At 69.8% G+C, this 26,952-nt stretch carries 20 protein-coding genes; 6 read left to right on the top strand and 14 right to left on the bottom strand.

From position 1 onward, the window contains the following. Positions 1-102 precede the first annotated feature (102 nt). On the top strand, positions 103-1,230 hold the full coding sequence (locus tag OG194_RS14155) for a hypothetical protein (RefSeq protein ID WP_327401224.1): 1,128 nt from the start codon (positions 103-105) through the stop codon (positions 1,228-1,230). A 17-nt stretch (positions 1,231-1,247) separates the two neighbouring features. Here the strand turns inward: OG194_RS14155 and OG194_RS14150 are convergent, their stop codons facing one another. The 4 genes from OG194_RS14150 to OG194_RS14135 form a co-directional block, all read right to left on the bottom strand. Continuing rightward, the gene (locus tag OG194_RS14150) at positions 1,248-2,621 is read right to left on the bottom strand and encodes a maltokinase N-terminal cap-like domain-containing protein (protein ID WP_327401223.1); all 1,374 of its coding nucleotides are present in this window, start codon (positions 2,619-2,621) and stop codon (positions 1,248-1,250) included. Positions 2,622-2,741: 120 nt separating this feature from the next. After that, positions 2,742-4,442 carry a maltose alpha-D-glucosyltransferase gene (gene treS, locus OG194_RS14145; protein ID WP_327401222.1) on the bottom strand — a complete coding sequence of 567 codons (1,701 nt, stop codon included), beginning with the start codon at positions 4,440-4,442 and terminating at the stop codon, positions 2,742-2,744. Further along, positions 4,439-6,538, bottom strand: coding sequence for an alpha-1,4-glucan--maltose-1-phosphate maltosyltransferase (locus OG194_RS14140; RefSeq protein WP_327401221.1), 2,100 nt, complete (start codon positions 6,536-6,538; stop codon positions 4,439-4,441). The genes treS and OG194_RS14140 overlap by 4 nt, the downstream gene beginning before the upstream one ends. A 219-nt stretch (positions 6,539-6,757) precedes the next feature. Then, positions 6,758-7,984 carry a S8 family peptidase gene (locus OG194_RS14135; RefSeq protein ID WP_327401220.1) on the bottom strand — a complete coding sequence of 409 codons (1,227 nt, stop codon included), beginning with the start codon at positions 7,982-7,984 and terminating at the stop codon, positions 6,758-6,760. A 223-nt stretch (positions 7,985-8,207) separates the two neighbouring features. Here OG194_RS14135 and glgP point away from each other — a divergent pair, with 223 nt between their 5' ends. Next, on the top strand, positions 8,208-10,826 hold the full coding sequence (gene glgP / locus OG194_RS14130; RefSeq protein WP_327401219.1) for an alpha-glucan family phosphorylase: 2,619 nt from the start codon (positions 8,208-8,210) through the stop codon (positions 10,824-10,826). 148 nt (positions 10,827-10,974) lie between these two features. Here glgP and OG194_RS14125 read toward each other — a convergent pair whose 3' ends face one another. The 3 genes from OG194_RS14125 to OG194_RS14115 all read right to left on the bottom strand — a co-directional run bounded on the left by OG194_RS14125 (position 10,975) and on the right by OG194_RS14115 (position 15,507). After that, positions 10,975-11,484: a DUF1990 family protein gene (locus OG194_RS14125; RefSeq protein WP_317883535.1), complete on the bottom strand. Its 510-nt coding sequence runs from the start codon at positions 11,482-11,484 to the stop codon at positions 10,975-10,977. Between the two features lie 82 nt (positions 11,485-11,566). Next, positions 11,567-13,222 carry a M4 family metallopeptidase gene (locus OG194_RS14120; protein ID WP_327401218.1) on the bottom strand — a complete coding sequence of 552 codons (1,656 nt, stop codon included), beginning with the start codon at positions 13,220-13,222 and terminating at the stop codon, positions 11,567-11,569. A 257-nt stretch (positions 13,223-13,479) separates the two neighbouring features. Then, a complete protein-coding gene (locus tag OG194_RS14115; RefSeq protein ID WP_327401217.1) occupies positions 13,480-15,507 on the bottom strand; it encodes a M4 family metallopeptidase in 2,028 nt (675 codons plus the stop codon). A 350-nt stretch (positions 15,508-15,857) separates the two neighbouring features. Between OG194_RS14115 and OG194_RS14110 the strand changes: the two genes are divergently transcribed. Further along, on the top strand, positions 15,858-17,297 hold the full coding sequence (locus OG194_RS14110; protein ID WP_327401216.1) for an ammonium transporter: 1,440 nt from the start codon (positions 15,858-15,860) through the stop codon (positions 17,295-17,297). A gap of 101 nt (positions 17,298-17,398) precedes the next feature. Further along, positions 17,399-17,734 (top strand): P-II family nitrogen regulator, encoded by a 336-nt coding sequence (locus OG194_RS14105; RefSeq protein ID WP_327401215.1) that lies wholly within the window; start codon positions 17,399-17,401, stop codon positions 17,732-17,734. Between the two features lie 118 nt (positions 17,735-17,852). Here the strand turns inward: OG194_RS14105 and OG194_RS14100 are convergent, their stop codons facing one another. Both OG194_RS14100 and OG194_RS14095 read right to left on the bottom strand, forming a co-directional pair. Beyond that, positions 17,853-18,716, bottom strand: a complete 864-nt coding sequence (locus OG194_RS14100) for a helix-turn-helix domain-containing protein (protein WP_327401214.1) — start codon at positions 18,714-18,716, stop codon at positions 17,853-17,855. Between the two features lie 17 nt (positions 18,717-18,733). Next, positions 18,734-19,489, bottom strand: coding sequence for a DUF6879 family protein (locus OG194_RS14095; RefSeq protein ID WP_327401213.1), 756 nt, complete (start codon positions 19,487-19,489; stop codon positions 18,734-18,736). A gap of 168 nt (positions 19,490-19,657) precedes the next feature. Between OG194_RS14095 and OG194_RS14090 the strand changes: the two genes are divergently transcribed. Both OG194_RS14090 and OG194_RS14085 read left to right on the top strand, forming a co-directional pair. Next, on the top strand, positions 19,658-19,861 hold the full coding sequence (locus tag OG194_RS14090) for a hypothetical protein (RefSeq protein ID WP_327401212.1): 204 nt from the start codon (positions 19,658-19,660) through the stop codon (positions 19,859-19,861). Further along, positions 19,858-20,076 carry a hypothetical protein gene (locus OG194_RS14085; protein ID WP_327401211.1) on the top strand — a complete coding sequence of 73 codons (219 nt, stop codon included), beginning with the start codon at positions 19,858-19,860 and terminating at the stop codon, positions 20,074-20,076. Before OG194_RS14090 ends, OG194_RS14085 begins: the two co-directional genes overlap by 4 nt. 243 nt (positions 20,077-20,319) lie before the next feature. On the opposite strand, the gene OG194_RS14080 is transcribed toward OG194_RS14085, so the two are convergent. From OG194_RS14080 to OG194_RS14060, 5 genes are all read right to left on the bottom strand, one after another. Beyond that, positions 20,320-22,083: an ABC transporter ATP-binding protein gene (locus tag OG194_RS14080; protein WP_327407062.1), complete on the bottom strand. Its 1,764-nt coding sequence runs from the start codon at positions 22,081-22,083 to the stop codon at positions 20,320-20,322. Between the two features lie 11 nt (positions 22,084-22,094). Next, complete coding sequence (locus OG194_RS14075) at positions 22,095-23,807, bottom strand: ABC transporter ATP-binding protein (RefSeq protein ID WP_327401210.1); 1,713 nt, start codon at positions 23,805-23,807, stop codon at positions 22,095-22,097. A gap of 251 nt (positions 23,808-24,058) precedes the next feature. Next, entirely contained in the window at positions 24,059-24,955 is an 897-nt protein-coding gene (locus OG194_RS14070; RefSeq protein ID WP_327401209.1) for a cyclase family protein, read from the bottom strand. 14 nt (positions 24,956-24,969) lie between these two features. After that, positions 24,970-25,881 (bottom strand): alpha/beta hydrolase family protein, encoded by a 912-nt coding sequence (locus OG194_RS14065; protein WP_327401208.1) that lies wholly within the window; start codon positions 25,879-25,881, stop codon positions 24,970-24,972. 47 nt (positions 25,882-25,928) lie between these two features. Next, a complete protein-coding gene (locus tag OG194_RS14060; RefSeq protein WP_327401207.1) occupies positions 25,929-26,948 on the bottom strand; it encodes an aldo/keto reductase in 1,020 nt (339 codons plus the stop codon). Positions 26,949-26,952: the final 4 nt, after the last annotated feature.

Here is a 26,952-nt window from a genome sequence, read left to right as displayed (position 1 = left end):
CGTGCGGGAGGAGCCGTCCCCTCTCGTTCGGCAGTCTCCCCGTCCGGTGCGGGAGAAGCCGCCCCCGAATCCACCCCCGTGTCGGCACTCACCGTCCTCCGCGTGGACTTCTCGTCGGCCGCGATCGTCTTCCTGGCCAGGCCCTTCTTCGCCGAGTTCTTCTTCCCGGCACCCTTCTTGGCGGCGACCTTCTTGGTCACGCCCTTCTTCGCTGCGGCCCTCTTCGTCACGGTCTTCCTCGCGCTGCTCGTTTCCGCCACGACTTCTTCCGCCGAGCCCGTCTCCGCCGGGATCCTCGCCGTCACGTTCGTCCTCTTCGCCGTACCCGTCTTCGCGGCGCCCGTCTTCGTCATGGCCTTCTCCGTCGCAGCTTCTGTCGCCGAGGTATCTTCCGCCGAACCAGTCTTCGCCACGGCGTTCTTCTTCGTCGCTCGCTCGGCCGCGGCCTTCTTGATCACGGCGTTCTTGGCCGCCGCCTTCGTCGCCGCTGCCTTCTTCGTGCCGGCGATCGTCGTCGTCGCCCTCTTGGCCGCGGCCTTCCCGGGCTCAGTGGCCTTGGCCGGCATTTCCTTCTTCGCCGTTTTGGCTCCGGCCTTTCCCGGCTTGGGCGTTTCAGCCCGCGCGTCCTTCGCCACCGTCTTCTTGGCTGCCGCCTTCCCAGGCTCAGCCGTCTCGGCCGAGGCGTCCTTCGCAGCCGCCTTCTTGGCCTTGGCCGTCCCGAGCTTCCCGGGCGCAGCCGCGTCGGCCGGCGTGTTCTTCTTCGCCGTTTTGGCCCCGAGCTTCCCAGGCTTGGCTGTCTCAGCCCCCGAGTCCTTCGCCACTGCTCTCTTGGCCCCGGCCGTGCCGACCTTCCCGGGCGCAGCCGGCTCAGCTGCCGCCACCTTCTTCGTCCCGGCCTTCTTCGCGACGGCGCTCCCCGTCCCGCCCCTCTTCTTCGTCGCCTTCTCCGCAGCCGCCCCCTCGCCCGCACCCCTCTTGGCCTTGGCCTTCTTGACCGCAGCCCTCTTAGCCGCACTTCCCTTAACCGCGCCTCCCTTGCCCGCAGCCTTCCTCGCAACCTCGGCGGCCTTCTTCACGCCGCTGCGGCCATCAGCGCCCCCCTTCTCCCCAGAAGCCGTCGGCTGCACTTCCGCACCGCTCTTCCCCTCAGCCGTTTTCTTCCTCGGCTTCGGATCAGAACCGTTGGACGGGGGACGCGGGGTCACGGGTGGAGCCTCCTGGGCGGGGTGAGGGCGGGGTGGGTGGGGTCAGGTCGTGGGGTTGGCCAGGCGGCGGACCGCTGACAAGGGGACCGGGAGCCAGTCGGGGCGATGGCGGGCCTCGTAGAGGACTTCGTAGATCGCCTTGTCCGTCTCGTACGCGCGGAGCAGCACCGGATCCGTCCGCGGATCCACCCCCGTCACCTCCGCGTACCCCGAGCAGTACGCCGCCCGGCACATGTCCGCCCAGCCCGGCGCCGCCGGCGTCGTCGAGTGGGCCGCGTAGTCGAAGGAACGGAGCATCCCCGCGATGTCCCGTACCGGAGGCTGGGGCATACGGCGTTCCGCGAGGGGCCTGGACGGCTCGCCCTCGAAGTCGATCAGGGACCATTCCCCGGACGGCGAGTGCAGGCACTGGCCCAGGTGCAGGTCGCCGTGGATGCGTTGGGCGGTCCAGGTCTGGCCCTCCGCCGCCAAGTTAGCCAAGGCCGAGAACGCCGAGTGCAGGCCGGGGGCGTAAGGGCGGAGCGCCGGTACCGCCTGCGCCGCCGCCTCCAGGCGCTCGGTCATGCCGTGCACCAGCAGTTCCAGCTGCGCGTGGCCCAACGTCATCGTCGGCAGCGCTCGCGCCAGGGCCACGTGGACCTCCGCCGTCGCCCTGCCCAGTGACCTCGCCTCCGCGCCGAAGTCCTCGCCCTTGGACAACTCGCTCAGCGCCAGTTCCCAGCCGTCCGCCGCGCCCTGCACGAAAGGTTGGAGGACTCCCAGGACGTACGGCTCGTCGGCGAACTCCGCCCGTAGCCACGCCGTCGGGGCCGGTACCCGGGGGCAGCCCTCCCGGGCGAGAGCCAGCGGGAGTTCCAGGTCGGGGTTGGTGCCGGGGACGATCCTGCGTAGGAGTTTCAGGATGTACGTATCGCCGTAGACCACCGACGAATTGGACTGTTCGGCCGTCATCAGGCGTGGGGTCAGGCCGGGGGCGATCTCCGGGGCGTCCGGGGCCCGTTCGAAGCGCAGCCCGCCGATGCGGGCCTGGGTGCGCAACGCCTCCAGGAGCACCTCGGCGGGCCGGGGGTCGTACAGGGCCTCGTACACCGTGTGACCGGCGAGCGGGCCTTCCTCCACATGTCCGATGAGCGCGGGCGCGAGCCGGGGTGGCAGCGCCTCGCGCACGCCTATGAGGAGTTGGTAGCAGTCGCCGGGGTTGGGGGATTGGTGGGCCTGGACCAGGAGGTGGTGGAGGCCTGGCTTGTTGCCGTCCAGCGGGAGCAGTTCGGTCGCCGCCACCAGCGTGAAACCCGTGACGGGACGGCCTTTGCCCGCGAACCACCGTTGCCTGGGCAGCCACTCCCGCAGGAGGGGGTCGAGGGATGCCAGGAGGCCGGGGCTGGTCCGGCCGGAAATTGTGACAGTCTCCGCCATAGGTGTCACATTCCTTTCCCCGGGGGTGGGTCGGGGTGTCACTGTTGCGTGCCCCGGGCGGGGCGGGGGAAACCGAAACCGCCCCGCCCCACCGGGATCCAGCACGGATCCGGCAGCGATCTAGGCGGCTTCCTTGCGGAGCCGGAACCAGTAGAAGCCGTGGCCCGCCAGCGTCAGCAAGTACGGCAGCTCGCCCACGGCCGGAAAGCGCACCCCGCCGAACAGTTCGACCGGATGCCTCCCATTGAACGCCCGCAGGTCCAGTTCCGTCGGCTGCGCGAACCGGGAGAAGTTGTTCACGCACAGGACGAGGTCGTCCTCGTACTCGCGAAGGAACGCGATCACCGCGGGATTCGACGACGGCAGTTCCCGGTACGAGCCGAGGCCGAACGCCAGGTTCTGCTTACGGATCTCGATCATGCGGCGCGTCCAGTGCAGCAACGACGAGGGCGACGACATCGACGCCTCGACGTTGGTGACCTGGTAGCCGTAGACGGGATCCATGATGGTCGGCAGCGACAGCCGGCCGGGGTCACAGGACGAAAATCCTGCGTTGCGATCCGGTGTCCACTGCATCGGCGTGCGGACGGCGTCGCGGTCGCCGAGCCAGATGTTGTCGCCCATGCCGATCTCGTCGCCGTAGTAGAGGATCGGCGAGCCGGGCAGCGACAGGAGCAGGGCCGTGAACAGCTCGATCTGGTTGCGGTCGTTGTCCAGGAGCGGGGCCAGGCGCCTGCGGATGCCGATGTTGGCGCGCATACGCGGGTCCTTCGCGTACTCCGCCCACATATAGTCGCGTTCCTCGTCGGTGACCATCTCCAGGGTCAGCTCGTCGTGGTTGCGCAGGAAGATGCCCCACTGGCAACTCGACGGGATCGCGGGGGTCTTGGCGAGGATCTCCGAGACCGGATACCTCGACTCCCGGCGGACCGCCATGAAGATGCGAGGCATGACCGGGAAGTGGAACGCCATGTGGGCTTCGTCCCCGCCGCTCTGGAAGTCGCCGAAATAGTCGACGACGTCCTCGGGCCACTGGTTCGCCTCCGCCAGCACCACCGTGTCCGGGTACTGCGCGTCGATCTCCTTGCGCACCCGGCGGAGGAACTCGTGGGTTGCCGGAAGGTTTTCGCAGTTGGTGCCCTCGGCCGCGAACAGGTACGGGACCGCGTCCAGGCGGAAGCCGTCGATGCCCAGGTCCAGCCAGAACTTCAGCGCGGAGATGATCTCTTCCTGGACGGCCGGGTTCTCGTAGTTGAGGTCCGGCTGGTGGGAGAAGAAGCGGTGCCAGAAGTACTGCTTGCGGACCGGGTCGAAGGTCCAGTTGGAGGCTTCGGTGTCGACGAAGATGATGCGGGCGTCGGGGTACTGCTTGTCGTCGTCGGCCCACATGTAGTAGTCGCCGTACGGGCCGTCGGGGTCCTTCCTCGACTCCTGGAACCACGGGTGCTGGTCGCTGGTGTGATTCATGACGAAGTCGATGATGACGCGCATGCCGCGTTGGTGGGCGGAGTCGACGAACTCCACGAAGTCGGCGAGGTCGCCGAACTCGGGGAGTACGGCGGTGTAGTCGGAGACGTCGTAACCGCCGTCGCGCAGGGGGGATTTGAAGAACGGTGGCAGCCAGAGGCAGTCGACGCCGAGCCACTGGAGGTAGTCGAGTTTGGCGGTGATGCCCTTGAGGTCACCGACGCCGTCGCCGTTGCTGTCCTGGAAGGAGCGGACCAGGACCTCGTAGAAGACGGCGCGTTTGAACCACTCGGGGTCCCGGTCCTTGGCGGGAGTGTCCTCGAAGGTGTCCGGGACGGGCTCGTTGACGATCATATGGTGGGTGACCCTCCGATCTGCGGGGACGGTCGCAGGACGGTGAGGATGTGTGCGGGCCGGTTACCCGGCTCCAGGCGCACATAGTTGGCCCTGCCCCAGTGATAGGTCTCGCCGGTGAGCTCGTCGCGCACCGGCACCGACTCGTGCCATTCCAGGCCGAGTTGCGGCATGTCCAACGAGACCGTGGCCTCCTGGGTGTGGTGAGGGTCGAGGTTCGCGACCACCAGAACCGTGTTCGAACCGCTCCGCTTCGAGTACGCGATCACCGCCTCCTGATCCACATCGTGGAAGTGGAGGTCGCGCAGCTGCCGCAACGCCGGGCTGCGGCGCCGGATGTCGTTGAGCTTGCCCAGCAATGGCGCGATGCTACGTCCTTCTCGCTCGGCCGACACCCAGTCGCGGGGACGGAGTTGGTACTTCTCGGAGTTGAGATACTCCTCGCTGCCGGGCCGCAACGGTGTGTTCTCGCACAACTCATACCCGCTGTACACCCCCCACGTGGGAGCGAGGGTCGCGGCGAGCACCGCGCGCAGTTCGAAGGCCGGGCGACCGCCCTCCTGGAGGAACTCGTGCAGGATGTCCGGGGTGTTCACGAAAAAGTTCGGCCGCATGTAGGCAGCCGCCTCGCCGGACAACTCGCTCAGGTACTCGGTGAGTTCCTGCTTCGTGTTGCGCCAGGTGAAGTAGGTGTACGACTGCTGGAAACCGACCTGCGCGAGCGTGGCCATCATCGCGGGACGGGTGAACGCCTCGGCCAGGAAGATGATGTCCGGGTCGGTGCCGTTGATCTCCGCGATCACCCGTTCCCAGAACACCACCGGCTTGGTGTGCGGGTTGTCCACGCGGAAGATCCGTACCCCGTGGTCCATCCAGTGCCGCAGCACGCGGACGGTCTCGGTGATCAGTCCGTCCAGGTCCCGGTCGAAGGCGATCGGGTAGATGTCCTGGTACTTCTTCGGCGGGTTCTCCGCGTACGCGATCGTCCCGTCGGGGCGGTGGTGGAACCACTCCGGGTGCTTCTCCACCCACGGATGGTCCGGCGAGCACTGGAGCGCGAAGTCGAGCGCGATCTCCATGCCCAGCTCGGCGGCCCGCGCGACGAACGCATCGAAGTCCTCCAGCGTGCCCAGCTGCGGATGGATCGCGTCGTGCCCGCCCTCCGGTGAGCCGATCGCCCACGGGACACCGACGTCCTCACGTCCTGCGGAGAGGGTGTTGTTCGGGCCCTTGCGGAAGGTGCTCCCGATCGGGTGGATCGGGGGCAGGTACACCACGTCGAAGCCCATCGCCGCGATGCCGTCCAGACGTTTCGCCGCCGTACGGAACGTGCCGTGGGGCTGGGCCGCAGTGCCCTCGGAGCGTGGGAAGAACTCGTACCAGGCGCCGTACAACGCCCGCTCCCGCTCGACGAGCAGGGGCCTGGGCTCGGAGGGCGTGACCAGTTCCCGCAGGGGATAGCGGGCCAGTACCCCGTCCACCTCCGGCGCCAGCGCGGCGGCGAGGCGGGACGCGGGCGGGCGGGTCTCGTCGCGGAGGGCGGTGACGGCGGCGCGGAGGACGGGGCGGAGGCCCTTGCCCTTCGGGACGCCGGAGATGGCGCGTTCGTACAGGCGCGCGCCCTCCTCCAGGACCAGTTCCGTGTCCATGCCGGCCGGGATCTTGATCCGGGCGTGGTGGCGCCAGGTGGCGACCGGGTCGCTCCAGGCCTCCACGGTGTAGGTCCACCGGCCCGGTTCGCCGGGTGCGACCGTGGCGCCCCAACGGTCGGAGCCGGGGGCCAGCTCCCGCATCGGGGTCCAGGGGCCCGGGCGGCCCTCCGGGTCGTGGAGGACCGCGTTGGCGGCGACCGCGTCGTGGCCCTCGCGGAAGACGATGGCCGAGACCTCGAACGCCTCACCGGTCACCGCCTTGGCGGACCGGTGGCCGTGCTGGACGACCGGCCGGACATCGAGGACGGGGATGCGTCCGATGCCGGGCGATGAGCCGTCCGCGGAGGGTGGCTCCGGGGCGGGTGGTGCCGTGCCGGCGGGGCGCACGCGGGGCGTGGCCGTGCCGGGTGTCGGGGGTGGTGACGAGTGGTGCGTGGCGGGCATGACCGCTCCTGTCCGCGTCAACGTGGGTGTGGGCGGATGGATGTGGGGAGGTGGGTCCTGCGAAGGAGATCCCGTGGTGCGTCTGGGGGCGTACCGGTGGAGCCTTCCCACCCTATTCGGGTTAGCAATCCGGCAGGTTGCTAACTACTTACGCGCAGATCTCCACAGAAAGATCCGGCCCCGTCCAGGGCGAACGGGGCCGGAGCCGTCACTCCCGCACTACGACCGCGGTACTTGCAGAAGTTTGTCCGGCGAACCGATCCCCGCGCCGGACACCTTCCCGGAAACGGCCCCCGCGACGAGTGCGGCGGAGACCTGTGCCGGGGTGGCACGCGGGTGACCGGCGAGATAGACGGCCGCCGCGCCTGCCGCGTGGGGGGACGCCATCGACGTACCGGAGAAGGTCGCCTTCCCCGTGTCGCTCGCGTACGACGCGGAGGTGATCGAGACGCCCGGGGCGAACAGGTCGACGGCCGGGCCGAAGTTCGAGAAGGCGGCCCGGGCGTCGGTCCTGTCGGTGGCGCCGACCGTGATGGCCTCCTTGACGTCCGCGGGGGAGTACAGGCCGGCCCGCAGCCCGTCGTTGCCCGCCGCGACCGTGTACGTGACACCGGAGGCGATCGAGTTGCGTACGGCCGTGTCCAGCTGGGCGCTGTGGATGCCGCCGAGGCTGAGGTTGGCGACCGCGGGCTTGTGCGCGTGCCGGGTGACCCAGTCGATACCGGCGATGACCTGCGAGGTCGTACCCGCTCCGGCGTTGTCGAGGACGCGTACGGCGACGACCTTGGCCTTCTTGGCGACGCCGTACGTGGTGCCGGCGATCGTGCCGGCGACATGGGTGCCGTGGCCGTTGCCGTCCTGGGCGGTGGCGTCGTCGTCGACGAAGTCCCAGCCGTAGCTCGCCCGGCCGCCGAAGTCCTTGTGGGTGATCCGGATGCCGGTGTCGATCACGTACACCGTCGCCCCGCTGCCCCCGGACACCGGCGAGGTGTAGCTCTTGCTCAGCGGCAGGCTCGGCTGGTCGAGCCGGTCCAGGCCCCAGGACGGCGGATTGCGCTGGACACGGTTCGCGGCGCCACGGCTGCTGCCGTCCAGGGTGACGCGGGTGTCCTGGGCGACCGAGGCGACCCGCGCGTCCGCCGCGAGGAGTCTCGCCTGTCTCTCGTTGGCCTTGATGGCGTAGCCGTTGAGGGCCGTGCCGTAGGTGTGGCTTATTTTCGCCCCGTACTTCGTGGCCAGGTCCTTTCCGGCGGCCGACGGAGCCTTCGTCCCCCCTTTCAACGTCACCAGGTAGCTACCGCTGACGGAACCGGGTTCACCGGCGCCGAGTATGGTCCCCTCCGGTGCGGCGTGCGCGGGCAGGGTGATGGCCGAAACGACCGCGGCCGTGATGACCGCGGTCAGACCCCCCGCCCGACGCAGACGCCGCGTGCGCGTCCGTGCCATGTCGAGTTCCCCTCCTTCAACTCTCCACTGGGCAGCCTCTCGTGAGGCGCGAAGCACCACAAGGGCGCATGAGGGGCCCGTATTAGTTCAGGGTGGTAATAATCAGCCCGTTGGGGTCTGGGGGCGAAGCCCCCAGCGAGGGCGACACCATCGCCGGTACCGTCATCACACACGACGACGCACATAGCCGTGTGTCATCCAGCGAACGCGCCGAGGTGGAGCTGTGAAGGCGATCCGTCGATTCACCGTCCGTCCCGTTCTCCCCGAACCCCTCCGACCTCTCAGTGATCTGGCGCGCAATCTGCGCTGGTCCTGGCACGCCGACACCCGTGATCTCTTCCAGTCCGTCGATCCCGAGCGCTGGGCCGCCTCGGAACGCGATCCCGTACGACTCCTCGGCAGCGTCTCCGCCGAGCGGCTCGCGGAGCTGGCCGAGGACGGCCGTTTCCTGCGCCGGCTCACCGAGGTCGCGGGCGACCTCGCCGACTACGTGGGCGGTGACCGCTGGTACCAGACCCAGGGCGGTGAACTGCCCGCCGCCGTCGCCTACTTCTCACCCGAGTTCGGCGTGACGGCCGCCCTGCCGCAGTACTCCGGCGGCCTCGGCATCCTCGCCGGCGACCATCTCAAATCGGCCAGCGACCTCGGCGTACCGCTGATCGGCGTCGGGCTCCTCTACCGGCACGGCTACTTCCGTCAGTCGTTGTCCCGGGACGGCTGGCAGCAGGAGCACTATCCGGTCCTCGACCCCAACGAACTCCCGGTCGCGCTGCTGCGGGAGGAGGACGGCTCCCCGGCCCAGGTCTCCCTGGCGCTGCCCGGCGGGCGTTCGCTGCGCGCCCGGATCTGGCTCGCGCAGGTCGGCCGGGTGCCGCTGCTGATGCTGGACTCGGACGTCGAGGAGAACGACGTCGGCGAGCGCGGTGTGACCGATGTCCTCTACGGCGGCGGCAGCGAACACCGGCTGCTCCAGGAGATGTTGCTCGGCATAGGGGGTGTGCGGGCGGTACGGACGTACTGCCGCCTCGCCGGTCACCCCGAGCCCGAGGTGTTCCACACGAACGAGGGACACGCGGGCTTCCTCGGCCTGGAGCGGATCGCCGAACTCTGCGACGCGGGGCTGGACTTCGACGCCGGCCTGGAGGCGGTGCGGGCCGGCACGGTCTTCACCACGCACACGCCCGTACCGGCCGGAATCGACCGTTTCGACCGGGAGTTGGTGGCCCGGCACTTCGGTTCCGAGGCCGAACTCCCGCGCCTGGACGTCCAGCACATCCTGAGCCTCGGCATGGAGACCTACCCCGGCGGCGAACCCAACCTCTTCAACATGGCCGTGATGGGCCTGCGGCTGGGTCAACGGGCCAATGGCGTCTCCCTGTTGCACGGTCAGGTCAGCCGCGAGATGTTCTCCGGTCTCTGGCCGGGGTTCGACGCCGAGGAGGTGCCGATCACCTCCGTGACCAACGGGGTGCACGCGCCGACCTGGGTCGCCCCCGAGGTGTTCCGGCTGGGCGCGCGGCAGATCGGCGCCCAGCGCACCGAGGACGCGCTGACGGTGGGCGGTTCGGACCGCTGGGACGCGGTCGCGGAGATCCCGGACCAGGACATCTGGGAGCTGCGCCGCGATCTGCGCGAGCAGTTGGTGGTGGAGGTACGGGAACGGCTCCGCGCGTCCTGGCGTCAACGCGGCGCCGGATCGGCCGAGTTGGGGTGGATCGACGGCGTCCTGGACCCCGACGTCCTCACGATCGGATTCGCGCGCCGCGTCCCGTCGTACAAACGCCTGACGCTGATGCTGCGCGACCGGGACCGGCTGATGGACCTCCTCCTGCACCCGGACCACCCGATCCAGATCGTGGTGGCGGGCAAGGCGCACCCGGCGGACGACGGGGGCAAGCGGCTGGTGCAGGAGCTGGTGAAGTTCGCGGACGACCCGCGCGTCCGGCACCGGATCGTCTTCCTGCCCGACTACGGCATGGCGATGGCGCAGAAGCTGTACCCCGGCTGCGACATCTGGCTCAACAACCCGCTGCGCCCGTTGGAGGCGTGCGGCACGAGCGGGATGAAGGCCGCCCTGAACGGCTGCCTCAACCTCTCGGTGCTGGACGGCTGGTGGGACGAGTGGTTCCAGCCCGACTTCGGCTGGGCGATCCCCACGGCGGACGGCACGGGCACGGACCCCGACCACCGGGACGATGTGGAGGCCGCGGCCCTCTACGACCTCCTGGAGCAACGTGTCACCCCGCGGTTCTACGAGCGCGGGCAGGACGGGTTGCCCGATCGCTGGATCGAGATGGTCCGGCAGACGTTGACGTTGCTGGGTCCGAAGGTGCTTGCCGGGCGGATGGTCCGGGAGTACGTGGAGCGGTTGTACGGTCCGGCCGCGCACGCCCATCGCGCGATGACCCCGGACGCGGCTCGTGAACTCGCCGCCTGGAAGGGGCGGGTGCGGGCTGCCTGGCACGGGGTGACCGTCGATCACGTGGAGACGGCTGCGGCTACGGCCACCGCGGAGCTCGGTACGACGCTGAATCTCCGGGTGCGGGTGGGGTTGGCGGGGCTTGCTCCGGACGATGTGGAGGTGCAGGCGGTTTCGGGGCGGGTGGATCCGGAGGACCGGATCGGGGACGCGACTACGGTGCCCTTGAAGCCGGCGGGGGGTCCGGATGCGGAGGGGCACTGGTTGTACGAGGGGCCGCTTGCCCTTGATCGGACCGGGCCCTATGGGTACACGGTCCGGATTCTGCCTGCGCACCGACTGCTGGCGTCCGGTGCGGAGTTGGGGCTTGTGGCGGTGCCTTCGGAGGATGGGGTGGAGGGTGCGGGGGTGTTGATGCGGTAGTGCCCTGCTGAAGTCCGGTGCTGTCTGCGGGTCCGGTGGGGGCTGGTCGCGCAGTTCCCCGCGCCCCTAAAAAAGGGGCGTTGTCCGCGAGCACCGGACTTCGGCACGCCCCTCACACCTCCGAAAAGCCGGACATCGGCTGGCCGCCCTACACCTCCGAATACGGCGCGCACATCTGGCGCAGCGTGCTGCCGATCCTTCGCGCGTACGCGTGTTGCAAGCCCCTCGTTGCCGGGCCGCCCAGGCGGGCGTACCACTTGGCGCCTCGGCTGAAGGCGGAGACTGTCAGCCAGACTGTGCCGTCGCCTGTGCGGTCGACGACGAAGGCTTCCTCGCCGCATTCGGGGTGGCCGGGGAGGGTGCCGTAGGCCCAGCCGGCTCTGCGGTGTTCCTCTACCGTCCAGACGATGCGGCAGGGGCCCTTGATGAGGCCGGCGAGGGTGACCGTTACGTCTACGCCGGGGGCCGCTTTTTCGGCGCTCGCCTCGATGCCGACGCCCATCTCGCGGTGCATTTCCCAGGTCAGGACCGCTTCGGCGGCTCGGCGGAAGACCTTCTCGCCCTCGCCGATCCGGGTGCGCACATACAGGGGGTGGAAGCCCGGGGGGCAGAAGCCGCGTTCGCGGGTCGCGCCGACGTCGTCGTACGTGAAGGACATGGAACCCAAGAGTAGGGCGGTACCCGGAATTGCCTTCGCTCCGGGTACCGCCCTAGTCACTTACCTGTCAACTCGGCTGTCGTCAGCTGACGTTGACGGCCGTCCAGGTGGCCGCCACCGCGGCGTACTCGGCGGAGCTGGAGCCGTAGAGCGCGGCCGCCGCGCTCAGGGTGCCGGTGCGGGCGCCCGCGTACTTGGTGGTCGACGTGAAGTACGTCGTCAGGGCCTTGTACCAGATCTGCAGCGCCTTGGCGCGGCCGATGCCGGCGAGCGTGGCGCCGTTGGACGTCGGGGAGTTGTAGGCCACCCCGTTGATCGTCTTCGAACCGCTGCCCTCGGACAGCAGGTAGAAGAAGTGGTTGGCGACGCCCGACGAGTAGTGCACGTCGAGGTTGCCGACCGAGGAGGACCAGTAGTTGGCGGAGCCGCCGTCCTTGCTGGGCTGGTCCATGTAGCGCAGCGGGGTGCCGTCGCCGTTGATGTTGATCTTCTCGCCGATGAGGTAGTCGCCGACGTCGGAGCTGTTGTTGGCGTAGAACTCGACGCCGGTTCCGAAGATGTCCGAGGTCGCCTCGTTCAGGCCGCCGGACTCGCCCGAGTAGTTCAGGCCCGCGGTGTTGGAGGTGACGCCGTGGCTCATCTCGTGGCCGGCCACGTCCAGCGAGGTCAGCGGGTGGGTGTTGCTCGACCCGTCGCCGTACGTCATGCAGAAGCAGCTGTCGTCCCAGAACGCGTTCACGTACGAACTGCCGTAGTGGACACGGGAGTAGGCGCCGACACCGTTGTTCTTGATGCCGCTGCGGCCGAACGTGTCCTTGTAGAAGTCCCACGTCTCCTGGGCGCCGTAGGCGGCGTCCGCGGCGGCGGTCACGTCCGTGGTGGAGCTGGACGCGGCGCCGGTGCCCCACGTGTTGGTGGTGTTGGTGAAGAGAGTGCCGGTGCCGGACGTCCCGTGCTTCAGGTTGTACGTCTTGTGGCTGCCGCGCGAGGCGTCGGTCAGCGAGTACGTCGTGCCCGACAGCGAGGTGGTGAGGCTGACGGTGCCCGAGTACAGCGTCTTGCCGGTGCCGGTGGCGTTCTCGATGCCCTGGTACTCGAAGAGCTTCTTGCCGGTGGCCGCGTCGGTGATGACGTGCAGCTGGTTGGGGGTGCCGTCGTCCTGGAAGCCGCCGACGATCGTCTCGTAGGCGAGGACGGGGGTGGCGCCACCGGCCCAGATGACCTTGCGGGCACCGTCGGCGGCGGTCTTGTCCGAGCCGGCCGCCTTGGCGATGGTCAGCGCCTGCTTCTCGGCCTTGGCGGTGGAGATCTTCGGCGTGACGGTGGCGACCTTGATGGCCGCGGCGTGCGCCTTGGTGACACCCTCGGTCTTGCCCGACGGCGCGGTGTGGACGACCAGGTCGCCACCGAGGACCGGGAGGCCCGCGTAGGTGCGCTCGTAGCGGGTGTGGAGCGTGCCGTCGACGTCCTTGACGACGTCCTTGACGACCAGCTTCTCCTTGGTGCCGAGGCCTATCTGCTGGGCCGTCTCGGGCGCGGCGGCCTGCTTCTCCTGGACCAGCGCGACGCGCGCGGAGTTGGAGAGGAGCTGCGGGGCGGCGGCGAGGGGCGCCGGCTTGGCCGCGGCGGGCTGGGCGGAGGCACCGGTGGAGACACCGGTGGCGAGCAGGGCGCCGGCGGCAACCGCGGTGGCGATGGCCAGGGTGGTGCGCTTGTGACGCGCGTAGAGGGGGGTCACGCAAGCTCCTCTGTGGGGGAGTCCGGCAGTGTGGGGTTACTGACCGGAGCGGGTTGTGAATCGGCTGTGCTGAAGCGGCGTGAGGGAAGAGTGGCATCAGGGGCGCGTACATGTCAGGACCCCCAAGTGATGTTGGCTGAAAATCGACTGTCCGGGAAACATTGCGGCAATGTAAACGTCCACAACAGAGCGCCGCCCCGGAGTTGAAACCCCGAGGCGGCGCCCAGTTCGTGCGGCCGGAAGTGGACGGCTGGTTTTTACGGGAACGTAAGCTTCCAGCTGTTGATGTAGCCGGTGTCCTGTGCCGCCACGTCCTGGACCTTCAACTTCCAGACGCCGTTGGCGACTTCGGAGGACGCGTTGACCGTGTAGGTCGCCTGCACGTTGTCCGCCGAGTCGGACGAGCTGGAGTTCTTCAGGCGGTACGTCGACCCGTCCGGAGCGACCAGGTCGATCACCAGGTCACCGCGCCAGGTGTGCACGATGTCGACCGCGACCGCGAGGTTCGTGGGCGCGTTGCCCGTCCGCCCGGACACGGTGACCGACGAGGTAACTGCCGCCCCGTTGTCCGGAATCGACACGTCGGCCGTGTTCTCGAACGACGTACCGGTACCCCCGCCGCCCCCGGAGCGCGCACCGACCGCGACGGCCGCCCACGCGTCCTGCACCGCCTTGTACTCGGCGCCCGTCGTGCCGTACAGCTCACCGGCCGCCGCGAGCGTCCCGGTGCGGGCCGCCGCGTAGTTGGTGGTGGACGTGAACTTCGTGGTGAGCGCGCGGTACCAGATCTGGAGTGCCTTGTCCCGGCCGATGCCGGTGACCGGAAGCCCGTCCGAGGTGGGCGAGTTGTAACTGACGCCGTTGATGACCTTGGCGCCGCTGCCCTCGCTCAGCAGGTAGAAGAAGTGGTTGGCGATGCCCGACGAGTAGTGCACGTCGAGGTTGCCGACCCCCGAGTACCAACTGTCCGCCGAGCCGCCGTCCTTGCTCGGCTTGTCCATGTAACGCAGCGGCGTGCCGTCGCCGTTGATGTCGATCTTCTCGCCGATGAGGTAGTCGCCCACGTCGGTCGAGTTGTTGGCGTAGAACTCCACGCCGGTGCCGAAGATGTCGGAGGTCGCCTCGTTCAACCCGCCCGATTCACCGGAGTAGTTGAGCCCGGCGGTGTTGGAGGTGACGCCGTGGCTCATCTCGTGCCCCGCCACGTCGAGGGCGGTCAGCGGGTCCGCGTTGCCGGAACCGTCGCCGTACGTCATGCAGAAGCAGCCGTCGTCCCAGAACGCGTTGACGTACGAATTCCCGTAGTGGACACGGGAGTAGGCGCCGACGCCGTTGTTCTTGATGCCGCTGCGGCCGAACGTGTTCTTGTAGAAGTCCCAGGTCTCCGCGGCGCCGTAGTGCGCGTCCGCGCCGGCCGTCGCCGCGTTCGACGTGGTGCTGTTGCCCCAGGTGTTGCTGGTCTGCGAGAACAGCGTGCCGGTGCCGGACGTCCCATGGTTCAGGTTGTACGTCTTGTGGCCGCCGCGGTCGCCGTCGGTCAGGGTGTAGTTCGAGCCCGACTGGGTGGTGGTCAGTGGGACCGAACCGCTGTACTGGGTGTTGCCGGTGCCGGTGGCGTTCTCGATGCCCTGGTACTCGTAGAGCTTCTTGCCGGTGGCCGCGTCGGTGATGACGTGGAGTTCGTTCGGGGTGCCGTCGTCCTGGAGGCCGCCGACGACCGTCTCGTACGCCAGCACCGGCTTGCCGCTCGCCGCCCAGATCACCTTGCGGGCGGAGTCGGCGGCCGACTTGGTGGAGCCGAGGGCCTTGGCGCGGGAGACGGCCTGCTTCTCGGCGGCGCCGGTTGTGACGCTCGGGGTGAGGTCGGCGACCGCGATGGTGGCGTTGGTCGCTTTGACGACGCGCTCGGTGGCACCGGACTTGGCGGTGTCGACGACCAGGTCGCCGCCGAGCACCGGAAGTCCGCCGTAGGTGCGCTCGTAGCGGGTGTGGACCGTGCCGTCGGCGTCCTTGATGACGTCACGGACGACGAGCGCCTCCTTGGCGCCGAGGCCGATGTCCTTGGCCGTCGAGGTCCGCGCCGTCGAGGCGTCGCGGAGCAGCTCGGCGCGCTGCGAGGGGGAGAGTGAGAGGGCCATGTGCGCCGGATTCCCCTTGCTGGCAAGGGGGTTGGCCGGAGCGGCGGAGGAGGTCGCGCCGGCCTGGACGGCCGCGGCGAGCAGAGCGGTGACGCCGACTGCGGCGACTATGTGGGAGGTGCGTCTGCGCGAGGAATTGCTTCTCAACACTGACTCCTTCGGGACGGTCGCGGATCGCGCGACCAGGGGAGATCACAGGGATCACAGTGATCACTGGTGTGAAGCTGTGGGGTTGCTGTGAAGCGCCAGTGGGAAGAGTGGCAGCAGTCCGCGCTTTCTGTCAGGGGCGCGTCAGGAGGTTGGCCGGAATTCGTTCGTTGTCCGGGTGTTCAAGTCCGTTATCCGGAGCGTCAATTGACGCTTCCTTGACCGTGAACAGAAATTTTCCGGGCCGACATGCCCCCGGAACCAACCGGAAAAAGATCCGGCACGATCCTGCCGTTCGAACCGGCGGTCCTGCCGGACCGCCGCTCCCACGAGGGGAGTTGACGGTTGCAGTGATTCCTTATCCCAACTGGCTGGACGCGGGCGACAACGCCTGGCAGCTCGTCGCGGCGACACTCGTCGGCCTGATGAGCATCCCCGGCATCGCGATCCTCTACGGAGGCCTGGTCCAGCGCAAATGGGTCGTGAACACCATGTTCATGGCCTTCACCGGCTTCTCGCTGGTCCTGGTCGGCTGGGTCCTCTGGGAGTTCAAGATGGGGTTCGGCGAACCCCTGGACTCCCACTGGCCCGGCATCCTCGGCGCGTTCGTCGGCCGGCCCGGCGCGATCGTCGGTTCGGCGAGCGAACAACAACAGGCGTGGATACCGCTCGTCAACGGCAACGACCTGATGCCGAGCTTCCACTTCTCGCAGTCCACGCTCGCCTACTTCCACTTCGCGTTCGCGGCGATCACGCCTCTGTTGTTCATGGGCAGCGTGGTCGGCCGAATGAACATCCGCGCATGGTTCCTGTTCGTGCCGCTGTGGTCGACGCTGGTCTACACGGTCAACGCCTTCCTGCTGTGGGGCGGCGGCTGGTGGGCGGCCAAGGGCGCGCTCGACTACTCCGGCGGTTACGTCATCCACCTGGCCGCGGGCACGTCGGGCTTCGTCGCGGCGGCGGTGATCGGACCACGCCTGGCCCGCGACCGCGCCCACGGCGTGCCCAACAACCTCCCCATGGTCGCCGTCGGCGCGGGCATCCTCTGGCTCGGCTGGAACGGCTTCAACGGCGGCGACATGTACTTCGGCGGTCACAACGCCGCCCTCGCGGTCCTCAACACCAATCTCTGTACGGCAGTTGCCCTACTCGTCTGGGTGTTCTGGGACATGTTCGTCGGACCGCAGCGCAAGCCGACCTTCCTCGGCGGCATCAACGGCATGATCGTCGGCCTGGTGGCGATCACCCCGGCGGCCGGCTTCGTCACCGGGATCGGCGCGATCTACATCGGCATCATCGCGTCGTCCATCGTCTGGCTGGCCTGGAACTACCTGTCCAAGGTCCCGCCGTTCAACAAGGTCGACGACGCGCTCGGCGTCGTCTACACCCACGGCATCGCGGGCCTCGCCGGCGGCATGCTCGTCGGCATCTTCGCCGACCCGGCGGTCGCGGTGTACCTCAACAAGGACGGCACCACGGCCTGGTCCACCAGCGGTTGGCTCTACGGCAACGTCGACCAGCTGTGGAAACAGGCGGGTTCGGCCGGCACGGTCATCCTCTACGACGCCGTGATGACCTTCCTCATCCTCAAGGCGATCGGCCTGTTCGTGAAACTCCGGGCGTCGGACGAGGTGTTGGAGGCCGGCGACATCGCGGTCCACGACGAGGAGGCGTACCCGGCGGAGTCGGCGGTGGCGTCGGCGGTGGCGTCGGTCTCCGTGTCCGAACCGGTGGCGGCGGTGGCACCGGCACCGGTCGCGGAGAAGACCAGGGAACCGGACTCGGCCTGAGATGCCGGGAGTTGAGGACGGGTGCTGTATCACCCGGGGGACAACCCCCGGACCCCCGGCGGACAGATGTCTCACCGGCACTCCAAGTCGAGGGGGCTCCCGTGAAGTTGGTCACCGCGGTCCTCCCGCCCCACCGCGTCCCGGACGTCATGAAGGCCCTCCAGTCGTTCGGGGTGCGGGGAGTGACCGTGACCGAGGTGCGGGCCTATGAGTCCCGGCCGGTCCGGGTGGAGGTCTACCGGGGCAGCGAGTACCGGGTGAACCTTGCCCCGCGACTCCGGCTCGACATCCTCACCCTCGACTTCGACGCCACCGACCTGGTCCGCGTGATCCGTGCCGCGGGAGCCCGCGGCACGGGTGGCGGCACGGTGTGGGTGACGCCGGTGGAGGAGGTGGTGCGGATCAGGACGCGGGAGCGGGGGCCGGACGCGGTGTGAGGCGTCAACTGCCGGTCGGGATCCTCGGTACGCGCCTCGATCACGCGGGCGTATGGGCTGCGGCCGACCATCGTCCGAAGCTCCGGCGGCCGTCTGCGGGCCGCACAGCGCTTCCGGATCACCCGGAGCGGTCAGATGAGTTGAGGGCCTGCCGAGCCGCACTGATGATCCGGTGGGCGTCGGCCCCGTATACGGCGCTCTCGCGGAGCGTGTTCCAGGTGCGCAGATAGGTGCTCACGCTGGTGCCGTCCTCGATCCACAGCTCGGAGTGCCACGTCTCGACGATCACGCGTTTGTCGTCGTAGATCCAGAAAGCGGTGGCGGGCGGGATCTTGAGGGACGCGCAGAAGGGGATGATCCCCAGCTCGACCGTGTCCAGGCCGACGGCGCCGGAGAGGCGGTCGAGCTGCGCGGCGAGCACCGATGGCGGGCAGATGAGCGCCCGCAACGCGGCCTCCCACAGGATCAGGTGGAAGCGTTTCGTGGGGTCGTAGAGCGCCTGTTGGCGCTGCATACGGGACCGCACGGCCTCTTCCGTGTCCCGGGGGGACTGCTGGAGTTCGGCGTACCTGGTGAAGATCGAACGGGCGTAGTCCGGGGTCTGGAGAATCCCGAAGATCATGGAGGATTCCCAGCCCCGGAACACGGAGGCGTCGGTGTGCGCGCTCAGGTGTGTGTCCTGCACGGGCTTGTGCCCCGAGGCGAGCTGGCGCCGCCATGAGCGGATGTGGGACTCGAACCCCCTGAGCCGGGCGAGGAGTTCGTCGTAAGCGTCCGGTTGGCCGGTCTCGTCGGCCCAGGCGCGGAGGTCATCCGGAGTTGCGGTCTGCCTGCCGTTCTCCAGCTTGCTGATCTTGGGCTGCGGCCAGCCGAGCCGCCGGGCGAGTTCGGTACCGGTGAGCCGTCCGTCGGGGGCCGACATGCGCAGCTCACGCAGCCGCACCCCGAGCGCTTCACGCGCCTGCTGGTAGTCCGTGGTCACCGGTCCCGATCTCCCGTCTACTCGCCGGCGGCGAGCCTCGCCGCGAACTCCTCGTACGGTTCGGCGTAGTGCGTCGCCGCGTCGCGTGCCTGGGCGTACCGGTTCACCTCGACCGGCTCCGTGATCAGCTCCACGTTCACGAGGTCGTCGGTGTCGTCGAAGTTGAGCAGCACGACCAGCCGGGAATCGAAGATCCAGAAGTCCTCTTCGGGGAGCTGGAGCCGCTCGGCGTCCGCGCGAGGGAGATTCCGGATGTCCTCGCCGACCGAGCTGTTCCGCCGGGCGTTGTCGAGCAGGTAGAGCTGCCCCGGGGTGGGCGGGCTGTCGATGATCCGCACCCGCTCGAACCGCTTGCCGAGCGCGGTCTGTGCCCGCCGCTCGGCGCACCATTCCGCGTCCTTGCCGTCCCAGTCCACGGGCTCGCCCCGGGTGAACTGCGCGTAGGTGTCGGTGACCTCGTCCGAGGCGTACCGACGGTGCGTCTCCAGCCGCCAGGCGGTGTGCTCGAACTGTGTGAACAGCCGGTCGAACTCGTCCAGGCCGATGACGTTCGGCACGCGTGTGACCTCCTTGGGGCCGAAGTCGACGAGCAGTTCGCGCGGGACCACGATCGGTACCTCGTCCTGTCCGAGGTGGCGGAGGCGCGCGATGTCGTCGGGGTCGGTGAGCGCCGGGCCGTGAATGATCACTTCACCGGTGTCCAGGTCTTCGTGGACGGCCGGGCAGCCGTTCACGCCGCTTCCGGTGCCGTTGAAGCGCAGGCGACGAGCCATGATCAGTTCCTTTCGCCGGGATTTCGATCAGCTTGTCGCCGGGGCGCCCCGCCCGGCTATGGCCTTCCTGACGCTCCGTGAGAATTCTCGGACATAAGACACACTTACCCGAGAATAACCGCGCATACCCGCTCGCCGGTTCAACTGCCCTGCCGTGACAGTGAGTTCATGACCACTGCACAGAAGTCGGGCACGGCCGGAGCCGTCGAGGCGGTCGAAGGGCTGCGCGGAGCGCTGGCGGCTGCGGGGATCGTCCTGCCGTCCCTGGGAGCCGACACGGCCTCCCCCGACCTGAACCTGATCAACCTGGGGCGGGTGCGCGCGGACGTCGCGCTGCGCCTCGCGGACGCCCTCCGGCGGGGGTGCGCATGAGCGAGTTCACCCCTGAGATCGGTGATCTCGCGTTCGACGAGGCGGTCTGTCAGGTCGGCCGGGCCATGGGCCACGAGGGGCCGCACTGGCAACTGCGGCCGGTCGGCGGGGGCCGTGAGTGGGACGCGGAGGGTCCGATCCGGCCGCCGACCGATGCCGAGCGGCTGTCGGCGGACGTGGCCGTGGCCAACGCCCGCAGCCGGAGTGGGCTGTGAGCGCGCCGGTCGGCAAGGGGACGTCGTCGCCGTCGTACGACGTTGCCGCGTACCGCAGGCTCCTTGACCACGGGCAGTCGTGCAAGGCGTGTGTGAAGGTCATGTGCCCCGAGGCCCGGGTCATGTGGAGAGCCGTCAAGCGGCGTCAGCTGTAGGTGCCCCAACTGCCTTAAGCGCTGCCGGAGTTGAGTCAGTGAGGCGTCAACTGCCGGGCGGGGAACGGTCTTTCAGCCCCCCCCGGCGTCAGCCCCCCGCCCCCCGCCCGTCCCCGTGCCACGAGTTCCACAGCGCCGCATATGCGCCCCCCGCCGCCACCAACTCCTCATGCGGCCCCAGTTCGGTCAGCAGGCCGCCCTCCATCACCGCGACCCGGTCCGCGTCGTGGGCGGTGTGCAGCCGGTGGGCGATGGCGATGACGGTGCGGCCCTCCAGTACGGCGGCCAGGGCGCGCTCCGTGTGCCGGGCGGTGGCCGGGTCCAGCAGGGCCGTCGCCTCGTCCAGGATCAGAGTGTGTGGGTCGGCCAACACCACGCGGGCGAGGGCGAGTTGCTGGGCCTGGGAACCGTCCGTGGCCGAACCGCGGGGGCCCAGGCGGGTGTTCAGGCCGTCCGGCAGGTCCCGGACCCACTCCTCCGCGCCGACCGCCGTCAGGGCCGCCCACAACTCCTCGTCCGTGGCGGCCGGTTCGGCGATCAGGAGGTTGTCGCGGACCGAGCCCAGGAAGACGTGGTGCTCCTGGGTGACCAGCACGACCTGGCGGCGCAGCGTCTCCGGGGCAAGACCCGAGACCGGGACCCCGCCGACCGTCACCGTGCCCTCGGTCGGCGCGTCCACGCCCGCCAGCAGTCGGCTCAGCGTGGTCTTCCCGGCGCCGGACGGGCCGACCACCGCGAGCCGTTCACCCGGCCGTACGGTCAGGTCGACGCCGTGCAGCACCTCGCCGCCGCGCTCGTAGGCGTACCGCACGCCCGTCACGTCGATCCGGTCGTCCGCCGGAACCGGGGCGTCACCGTCGCCCTCCGCCCGAGGCGCCTGGGCCAGCCCCTCCACGCGGGCGAACGAGGCGCCGCTGCTCTGGAGTTGCTCGATCCGCATCAGGATCTGGTCCAGCGGTTCGGTGAACTGCCGTAGATACAGCGCCGCCGCGACCACCGCGCCCAGGCCCACCTCCCCGCGCCCGTGCAGCCACCCGCCGACGAACAGCACGCCCGCCACCGGGATCGTGTACGACACCTCGACCGCCGGGAAGAACACCGTCCGCAGGAACAGGGTGTAGAGCCTGCTCCGTAGCGCCGTCCGCAGGGTGTCGCGGCTCGCGGTGACCCGTCGCTCCCGGAGCCGGAACGCCTCCACCGTGCGGGCCCCGGCCACGGTCGCCGTGAGGATCTCGGCGACCTCCGAGTTGGCCGCGCCCTCCGCGAGATAGCCGTCCCGGGCCCGGCGCAGATACCAGCGCAGCACGAACCAGACCGGCGTCAGACCCAGCACCCCGAACAGCCCGAGCAGCGGGTCGAGGACGAACACCGCGCCCATCACGAACAGCGCCTGCACCGAGTTGACCAGCAGCTCCGGCCCGACATCGCGCAGGGTCGTGCCCACGATCGCCACGTCCGCCGTACCGCGGGCGGTCAGGTCACCCGTCCCGGCCCGCTCCACCACCGACGCGGGCAGCGCCAGCGCCCGGTCCACGAAGTCCTCCCGCACCCGCGCCAGCGTGCGCTCACCGAACCGGTGCCCCACGTACCGCGCCCAGCGCGCCAGCAGCAACTGGGCCAGCGCACACGCCACGATGACGAGCGCCAGCCGGTCCACGACCCTCACCCCGGCCCCGGCCCGCACATCGTCCACGATCCGCCCGAGCAGCCACGGCCCGGCGAGCCCGGCCCCGGCGGCCAGCGCGTTCACGACGAGGACGATGGCGAACGCCCGCCGGTCCACTCGTACGAGCCGCAGCGCGGCCCGCCGTACGTCCGCCCGTCCCGCGACGGGCAGTTGACCCTTGGCCAGTGAGGACTGCGTCACCGTACGACCTCTTCCTCTTCCACGTCCCGGGCCACCAGCGCGCGGTAGCCGGGTTCCTCCGCCAGCAGCCGGCGATGGCCGCCGCTGGCCGCGACCTTGCCGTCGACCAGGTAGTGCACGGTGTCCGCGTGGTCGAGGACCAGCGGGGACGTCGTGGTCACCACCGTCGTACGGCCCGTGCGCTCCGCGTGCAGCCGTCGCGCGACCGCCGCCTCCGTGTGCGCGTCGAGCGCCGAGGTCGGCTCCACCGCGAGCAGCACTTCCGGCTCGGCGAGCAACGCCCTTACCAGGCGCACCCGTTGACGCTGTCCCCCGGAGAGGCTGCGCCCCTGCGCGGCCACCGCCGAGTCCAGGCCCTCCGGCAAACCCTGCACGATGTCGTCGGCGGCGGACGCGCGCACGGCCCTCGCCACCGCCTCCGCCGACCGCTCGTGGCGCCCGGACACGACCTCCGTCAGCGGTCCGGCGAACAGGTCGGCCTCGTTGTCGGCGACCAGGATCCGCGCCCGCACCTGGTCCAGCGGAATCGCGTCCAGCCGCACCCCGCCCCAGGTCGCCACCGACGGCGCGTACCGCCCGAGCCGGTCCACCACCGCCAACGCGTCGGCGGGCCGCGCCCCGACCAGCGCGGTCAGCCGCCCCGGCAGCACCCGCACTCCCGAGTCGGGATCGTGCAGGACGGCCGGCTCGGCGGGAGCGTCCAACTCCCCCTTGTCCGGCACGGGTTCGAGCCGCAGCAGCTCTACGACCCGCCGCGCGGCCACCACGCCCCGGCTCAACTCGTAGACCATCTGCACGAAGAACGCCACCGGACCGATCAGCACCGCGACATAGCCGTACACGGCGACCAACTCACCGATGCTGAGCTGCCCTTGGGCCGCCAGCCGGGCCGCGAGCCAGGTCACCACGGCCAGGAACAGCGTCGGCAGCCCGACCCCGATCGCCTGCACCCAGCTCGCCACCGCGCCCACCCGGTAGCCCTGCGCGCGCAGCCGCTGCGAGTCACCCCGGAACGCGTCCGCGAACAGCCCTTTGCCGCCAAGGCCGTTGAGGACACGCAGACCGCCCGCGAGGTCGCCGATGCGCGCGGTCAGCACGCTCTGCCGCTCCCGGTACTCCGTCTCCACGCTCTGCAACCGCAGCGTCAACGGCCCCGCGAGCAACGCGATCACCGGCACACCCAGCAGCACCACGGCGGCCAGCGGCGCCGAGATCGACAGCAGCACGCCCGCGACCACGCCGTAGACGACGAGGGCGCCGAAGCCGGGGCCGACGACGGTGAGGGACTGGGCGATCGTCCACACGTCGCCGACGCCGGTGGTGATGACCTCGCCGGCCTGCGCACGGCGCGACAGCACGGCGCCGAGCCGGACCGTCTGGCCGACGATCAGCTTGACCGTGCGGAAGTTGGCGTCGATCCGGACCCGGGTCATCGTGCGGTGGCGCATGATGCTCAGCCACGAGTTGACCGCACCGACCACGAACAGCACCCCGGTCCACCAGGCCAGCGCGCCCATGTTCCCCGGCACCAGCCCGTCGTCGACGGCCCGGGACATCAGATACGGCGCCGCCGCCATCAGCACCATCCACACACTCGACAGCAGCGCCCCGGACGCCGCCCGCCCCGGCTGTTGCCACACCAGCCACCACAGGAACCGCCAGCCGCCCCGGCAGTCGGGTGTCCCGGGATCCTCGTACGCGTCGATCATGTGCCTCCTTGCTCGGGCTGCCGGGAGCGCGCAGCCGTGAGCGAGCCGGGGGTGGTTGGAGGCAACGAAGATTACCGAGCGTGAGCGCGGTTGCCCATCGAATATCGCCCGCCGCATGCCGAGGGGCCGGTACGCAGAGTGCGTGTACCGGCCCCAACAGGTGTGCCTCCGCCGGGAGTTACCCCTGGGCGGTCCTACGGAGGAGAACGTGTGCGAGGTGTGGTTTCCCTGAGAGGTGTCCCTCCGGGCTCTCAGAAGACGGCGAGCGGGTTGACGGGAACTCCGGTCAGGCCGTGGACGCGTGGGGGCGCGACCGTGAGCAGGAAGGTGTGGCGGGACAACTCCCCGCACACGGCGGCCAGTTCCTCGACGTTCGCCGCGTCGATCAGCGGCATGCCCAGCCGTACGAGGCCGATGCCGTGCAGGGGGAGCGGTGCCCCGGGGTCCGCTGACGGGATGGCGTCGCCGGTGTCGCCCGCGTAGAGCGATACCCCGCGGCGGTGCATCCATCGCACGGCGTCGACGCTGATGCCGGGCATCGGTGGACCGGGCGTGGGCGACGGTCCGAACCTCACCACCAGCGCGTCGCCGGACTCCACCGTGACGCCCTCGCGCTCCTCGGCGGCGTCGAGGTCCCGCGCGGTGACCGCGTGACCGGCGGGAAGCGGGCCGGTCGGCGCGAGATCGAGCAGGACGCCTCGCGTGACCACGCCGGCGGCGAAGGCCGTCGTAGAACCGTGGGTGACTCCGGACGGGGAGACGCTGTCGGCGAGGAACCGGCCGGGGTAGACCCGGCCGTCGATCGACTGGTGGGTGAGGGCGTCCAAGTGGGTCGAACGCGGGTGGTGGTTGGTGATCAGGACGACGTCCGCGGTCGCGTGTGCCGCTGGGGCGGTGAGGGCCATCAGTTGGTGGACCGGGGAGGCCTCTGCCGTGGTCGGGGCGAAGGGGCCGCTGATGAGGGGCGTCGGGCGGATCGGCAGGGCCAGGGACACCGAGCGGCCGGTGCGGACCTCGGCGGCGGCTCTGGCGCGGGTCTCGTCGGTGATCAGGTTGAGCGTGCCGAGTTCGTCGTCGGCGCCCCAGCGGCCCCAGTTGCTCGGCAGGTTGCTTGAGTCCGCTGAGTCCTCGGAGTTCTCTGCTGCCATCGCTGCTCTACTCCTTACTCCTTGCTCTGTAGTTTTCCCAACGGGGCCGGGTCTTCGGCCAGTTCGGCGGCTGCCTTCTGCCACGCGGTGTCCTCGGGGTGGAGCGCGCTGTGCAGGAACGCCGTGGTGAGGCGTTGGAGCAGGGCGACCCGGGCGGGGCTTTCGTCCGTCGTCTCGGCGACCTCGTAGCCGGGGATGCCGCCGAGTGAGTGCTCCGCGCCGTAGAGGGTGAGCAGGGTCTTGTCGCCGGGGCTGTAGGTGTACGGGTCGGTGAACCAGTCCGGGCCGCGGGTGGAGAGCCGGGACTGGTCGTGGTCTCCGGCGACGATGAGTGCCGGTGGGGTCATCGTGGCGAACGACGGCCTCATGAAGGGGAGTTGCTCGGCGGCGAACGGGGTCAGGTCGTCGCCCAGGCCGGTCAGGGCGAGCAGTACGCCCGCCTTGACGCGGGGGTCGGAGAGGTCTTCGCCGGGTGAGCCGTCGGGGTCGAGGACGCGGGCGCCCAGCAGTGTGCTCGCCGTCTGGGCTCCCCAGGAGTGGCCGGCCACGGCGATGCGGTCGTGGTCGACGCGTCCCGCGAGGCCCGGCACCGACGCTTCCAGGACGTCGAGTTCGTCCAGTACGCGCTTGAGGTCCTCGATGCGGATGCGCCAGATCTCCGGGAAGCGGGGGTCCTCGTGCGGGATGCCGAGCGTCCTGGAGTCGAGGTGTGTCGGCTGGACGACGACGAAGCCTTGCGCGGCCCAGTGGTCCGCCAGCGGGGCGTAGCCGTCCATCGACCAGCCGAAGCCGTGCGAGAAGACGACGACCGGCAGATCACCGCCGGTCACGGGCGCGGAGACGCGGACCTGGAGGTCCTCGCCGCGGCCCGGGGCGGGCAGGATGACCGGCTTCACGGACACGATCGCGGGGTTCGGGTCGGACATGGCTGTGCTTCCGTTCTCTCTGTTGTCCGGTTGCTGTCCGGTGGGCCTCAGCGGCGGCGCAGGGTCGGGTCGAGGAGTGCGGGCGGGGTGTCGTTCTTCTCGTGGGCGGCGAGGTCGGTGCCGGGGGCGACGATCGTGTCGATCGCGTCGAGCACGTCGGCGGTGAGCACGGTGTCGGAGGCGGCGAGCTGGGTGTGCAGGTGGTCCAGGGTGCGGGGGCCGATCAACGCGCTGGTCACGGCCGGGTGCGCGGTCACGAAGCCGAGCGCGAGCTGGATCATCGTGAGGCCGGCCTCGTCGGCGACCTTGGCCAGCTGTTCGACGGCGTCGAGCTTGGCCCGGTTGGCGGGGACGGTGGTGTCGAAGCGCTGGGGCATGAACGCGGAGCGGCTGGTGGTGACCTCCCGGCCCTCGCGGATCGCGCCGGACAGCCAGCCCGAGGCGAGCGGGCTCCAGGCCAGGACGCCGAGGCCGTACTCCTCGGTCACCGGCAGTACGTGGGTCTCGATCCCGCGCTGGAGGATCGAGTAGCTGGGCTGCTCGGTGACGTAACGGCCCAGGTGGTTCTCGCGGGCGGCCCACTGCGCCTGGACGATGCGGTACGCGGGGAAGGTCGAGGAGCCGAAGTAACGGATCTTTCCCGCGCGTTGGAGGTCGGTCAGTGCGGAGAGGGTCTCCTCGTCGCTGGTGCGGGGGTCCCAGCGGTGGATCTGGTAGAGGTCGACATGGTCGACGCCGAGCCTGCGCAGGCTGTTGTCCAGCTCGGTGACCAGCCAGCGGCGCGAGGCGCCCTGGTGGTTGCGCTCCTCGCCCATCGGCAGGCTCGCCTTCGTGGCCAGCACGATGTCGTCGCGCCGACCGGCGATCGCCTTGCCGAGCAGCTCCTCGGACTCGCCTCCGCTGTACGCGTCCGCGGTGTCGATGAGATTGACCCCGCCCGCGAGAGCGGCGTCGACGATCGCGGTGACCTCCTCCTGGCTCGTGCGCCCGATCCTGCCGAAGTTCATCGCGCCGAGAGCGAGGGTGCTGACCTGTACGCCGGTGCGGCCGAGGGTGCGGTATTGCATGGCT

It is taken from the genome of Streptomyces sp. NBC_01288, from assembly GCF_035982055.1.
Taxonomy (GTDB): domain Bacteria; phylum Actinomycetota; class Actinomycetes; order Streptomycetales; family Streptomycetaceae; genus Streptomyces.
Note: the sequence above shows the minus strand (reverse complement) of the source record. Positions and strands in the feature narration are given on the sequence as shown.

Coding starts and splice junctions, on each gene's coding strand:
- OG194_RS14150 (WP_327401223.1), bottom strand. CDS start 2,621: ATGGCGGAGACTGTCACAATTTCCGGCCGGACCAGCCCCGGCCTCCTG.
- treS (WP_327401222.1), bottom strand. CDS start 4,442: ATGATCGTCAACGAGCCCGTCCCGGACACCTTCGAGGACACTCCCGCC.
- OG194_RS14140 (WP_327401221.1), bottom strand. CDS start 6,538: ATGCCCGCCACGCACCACTCGTCACCACCCCCGACACCCGGCACGGCC.
- OG194_RS14135 (WP_327401220.1), bottom strand. CDS start 7,984: ATGGCACGGACGCGCACGCGGCGTCTGCGTCGGGCGGGGGGTCTGACC.
- OG194_RS14125 (WP_317883535.1), bottom strand. CDS start 11,484: ATGTCCTTCACGTACGACGACGTCGGCGCGACCCGCGAACGCGGCTTC.
- OG194_RS14095 (WP_327401213.1), bottom strand. CDS start 19,489: ATGGCTCGTCGCCTGCGCTTCAACGGCACCGGAAGCGGCGTGAACGGC.
- OG194_RS14090 (WP_327401212.1), top strand. CDS start 19,658: ATGACCACTGCACAGAAGTCGGGCACGGCCGGAGCCGTCGAGGCGGTC.
- OG194_RS14085 (WP_327401211.1), top strand. CDS start 19,858: ATGAGCGAGTTCACCCCTGAGATCGGTGATCTCGCGTTCGACGAGGCG.
- OG194_RS14075 (WP_327401210.1), bottom strand. CDS start 23,807: ATGATCGACGCGTACGAGGATCCCGGGACACCCGACTGCCGGGGCGGC.
- OG194_RS14070 (WP_327401209.1), bottom strand. CDS start 24,955: ATGGCAGCAGAGAACTCCGAGGACTCAGCGGACTCAAGCAACCTGCCG.
- OG194_RS14065 (WP_327401208.1), bottom strand. CDS start 25,881: ATGTCCGACCCGAACCCCGCGATCGTGTCCGTGAAGCCGGTCATCCTG.
- OG194_RS14060 (WP_327401207.1), bottom strand. CDS start 26,948: ATGCAATACCGCACCCTCGGCCGCACCGGCGTACAGGTCAGCACCCTC.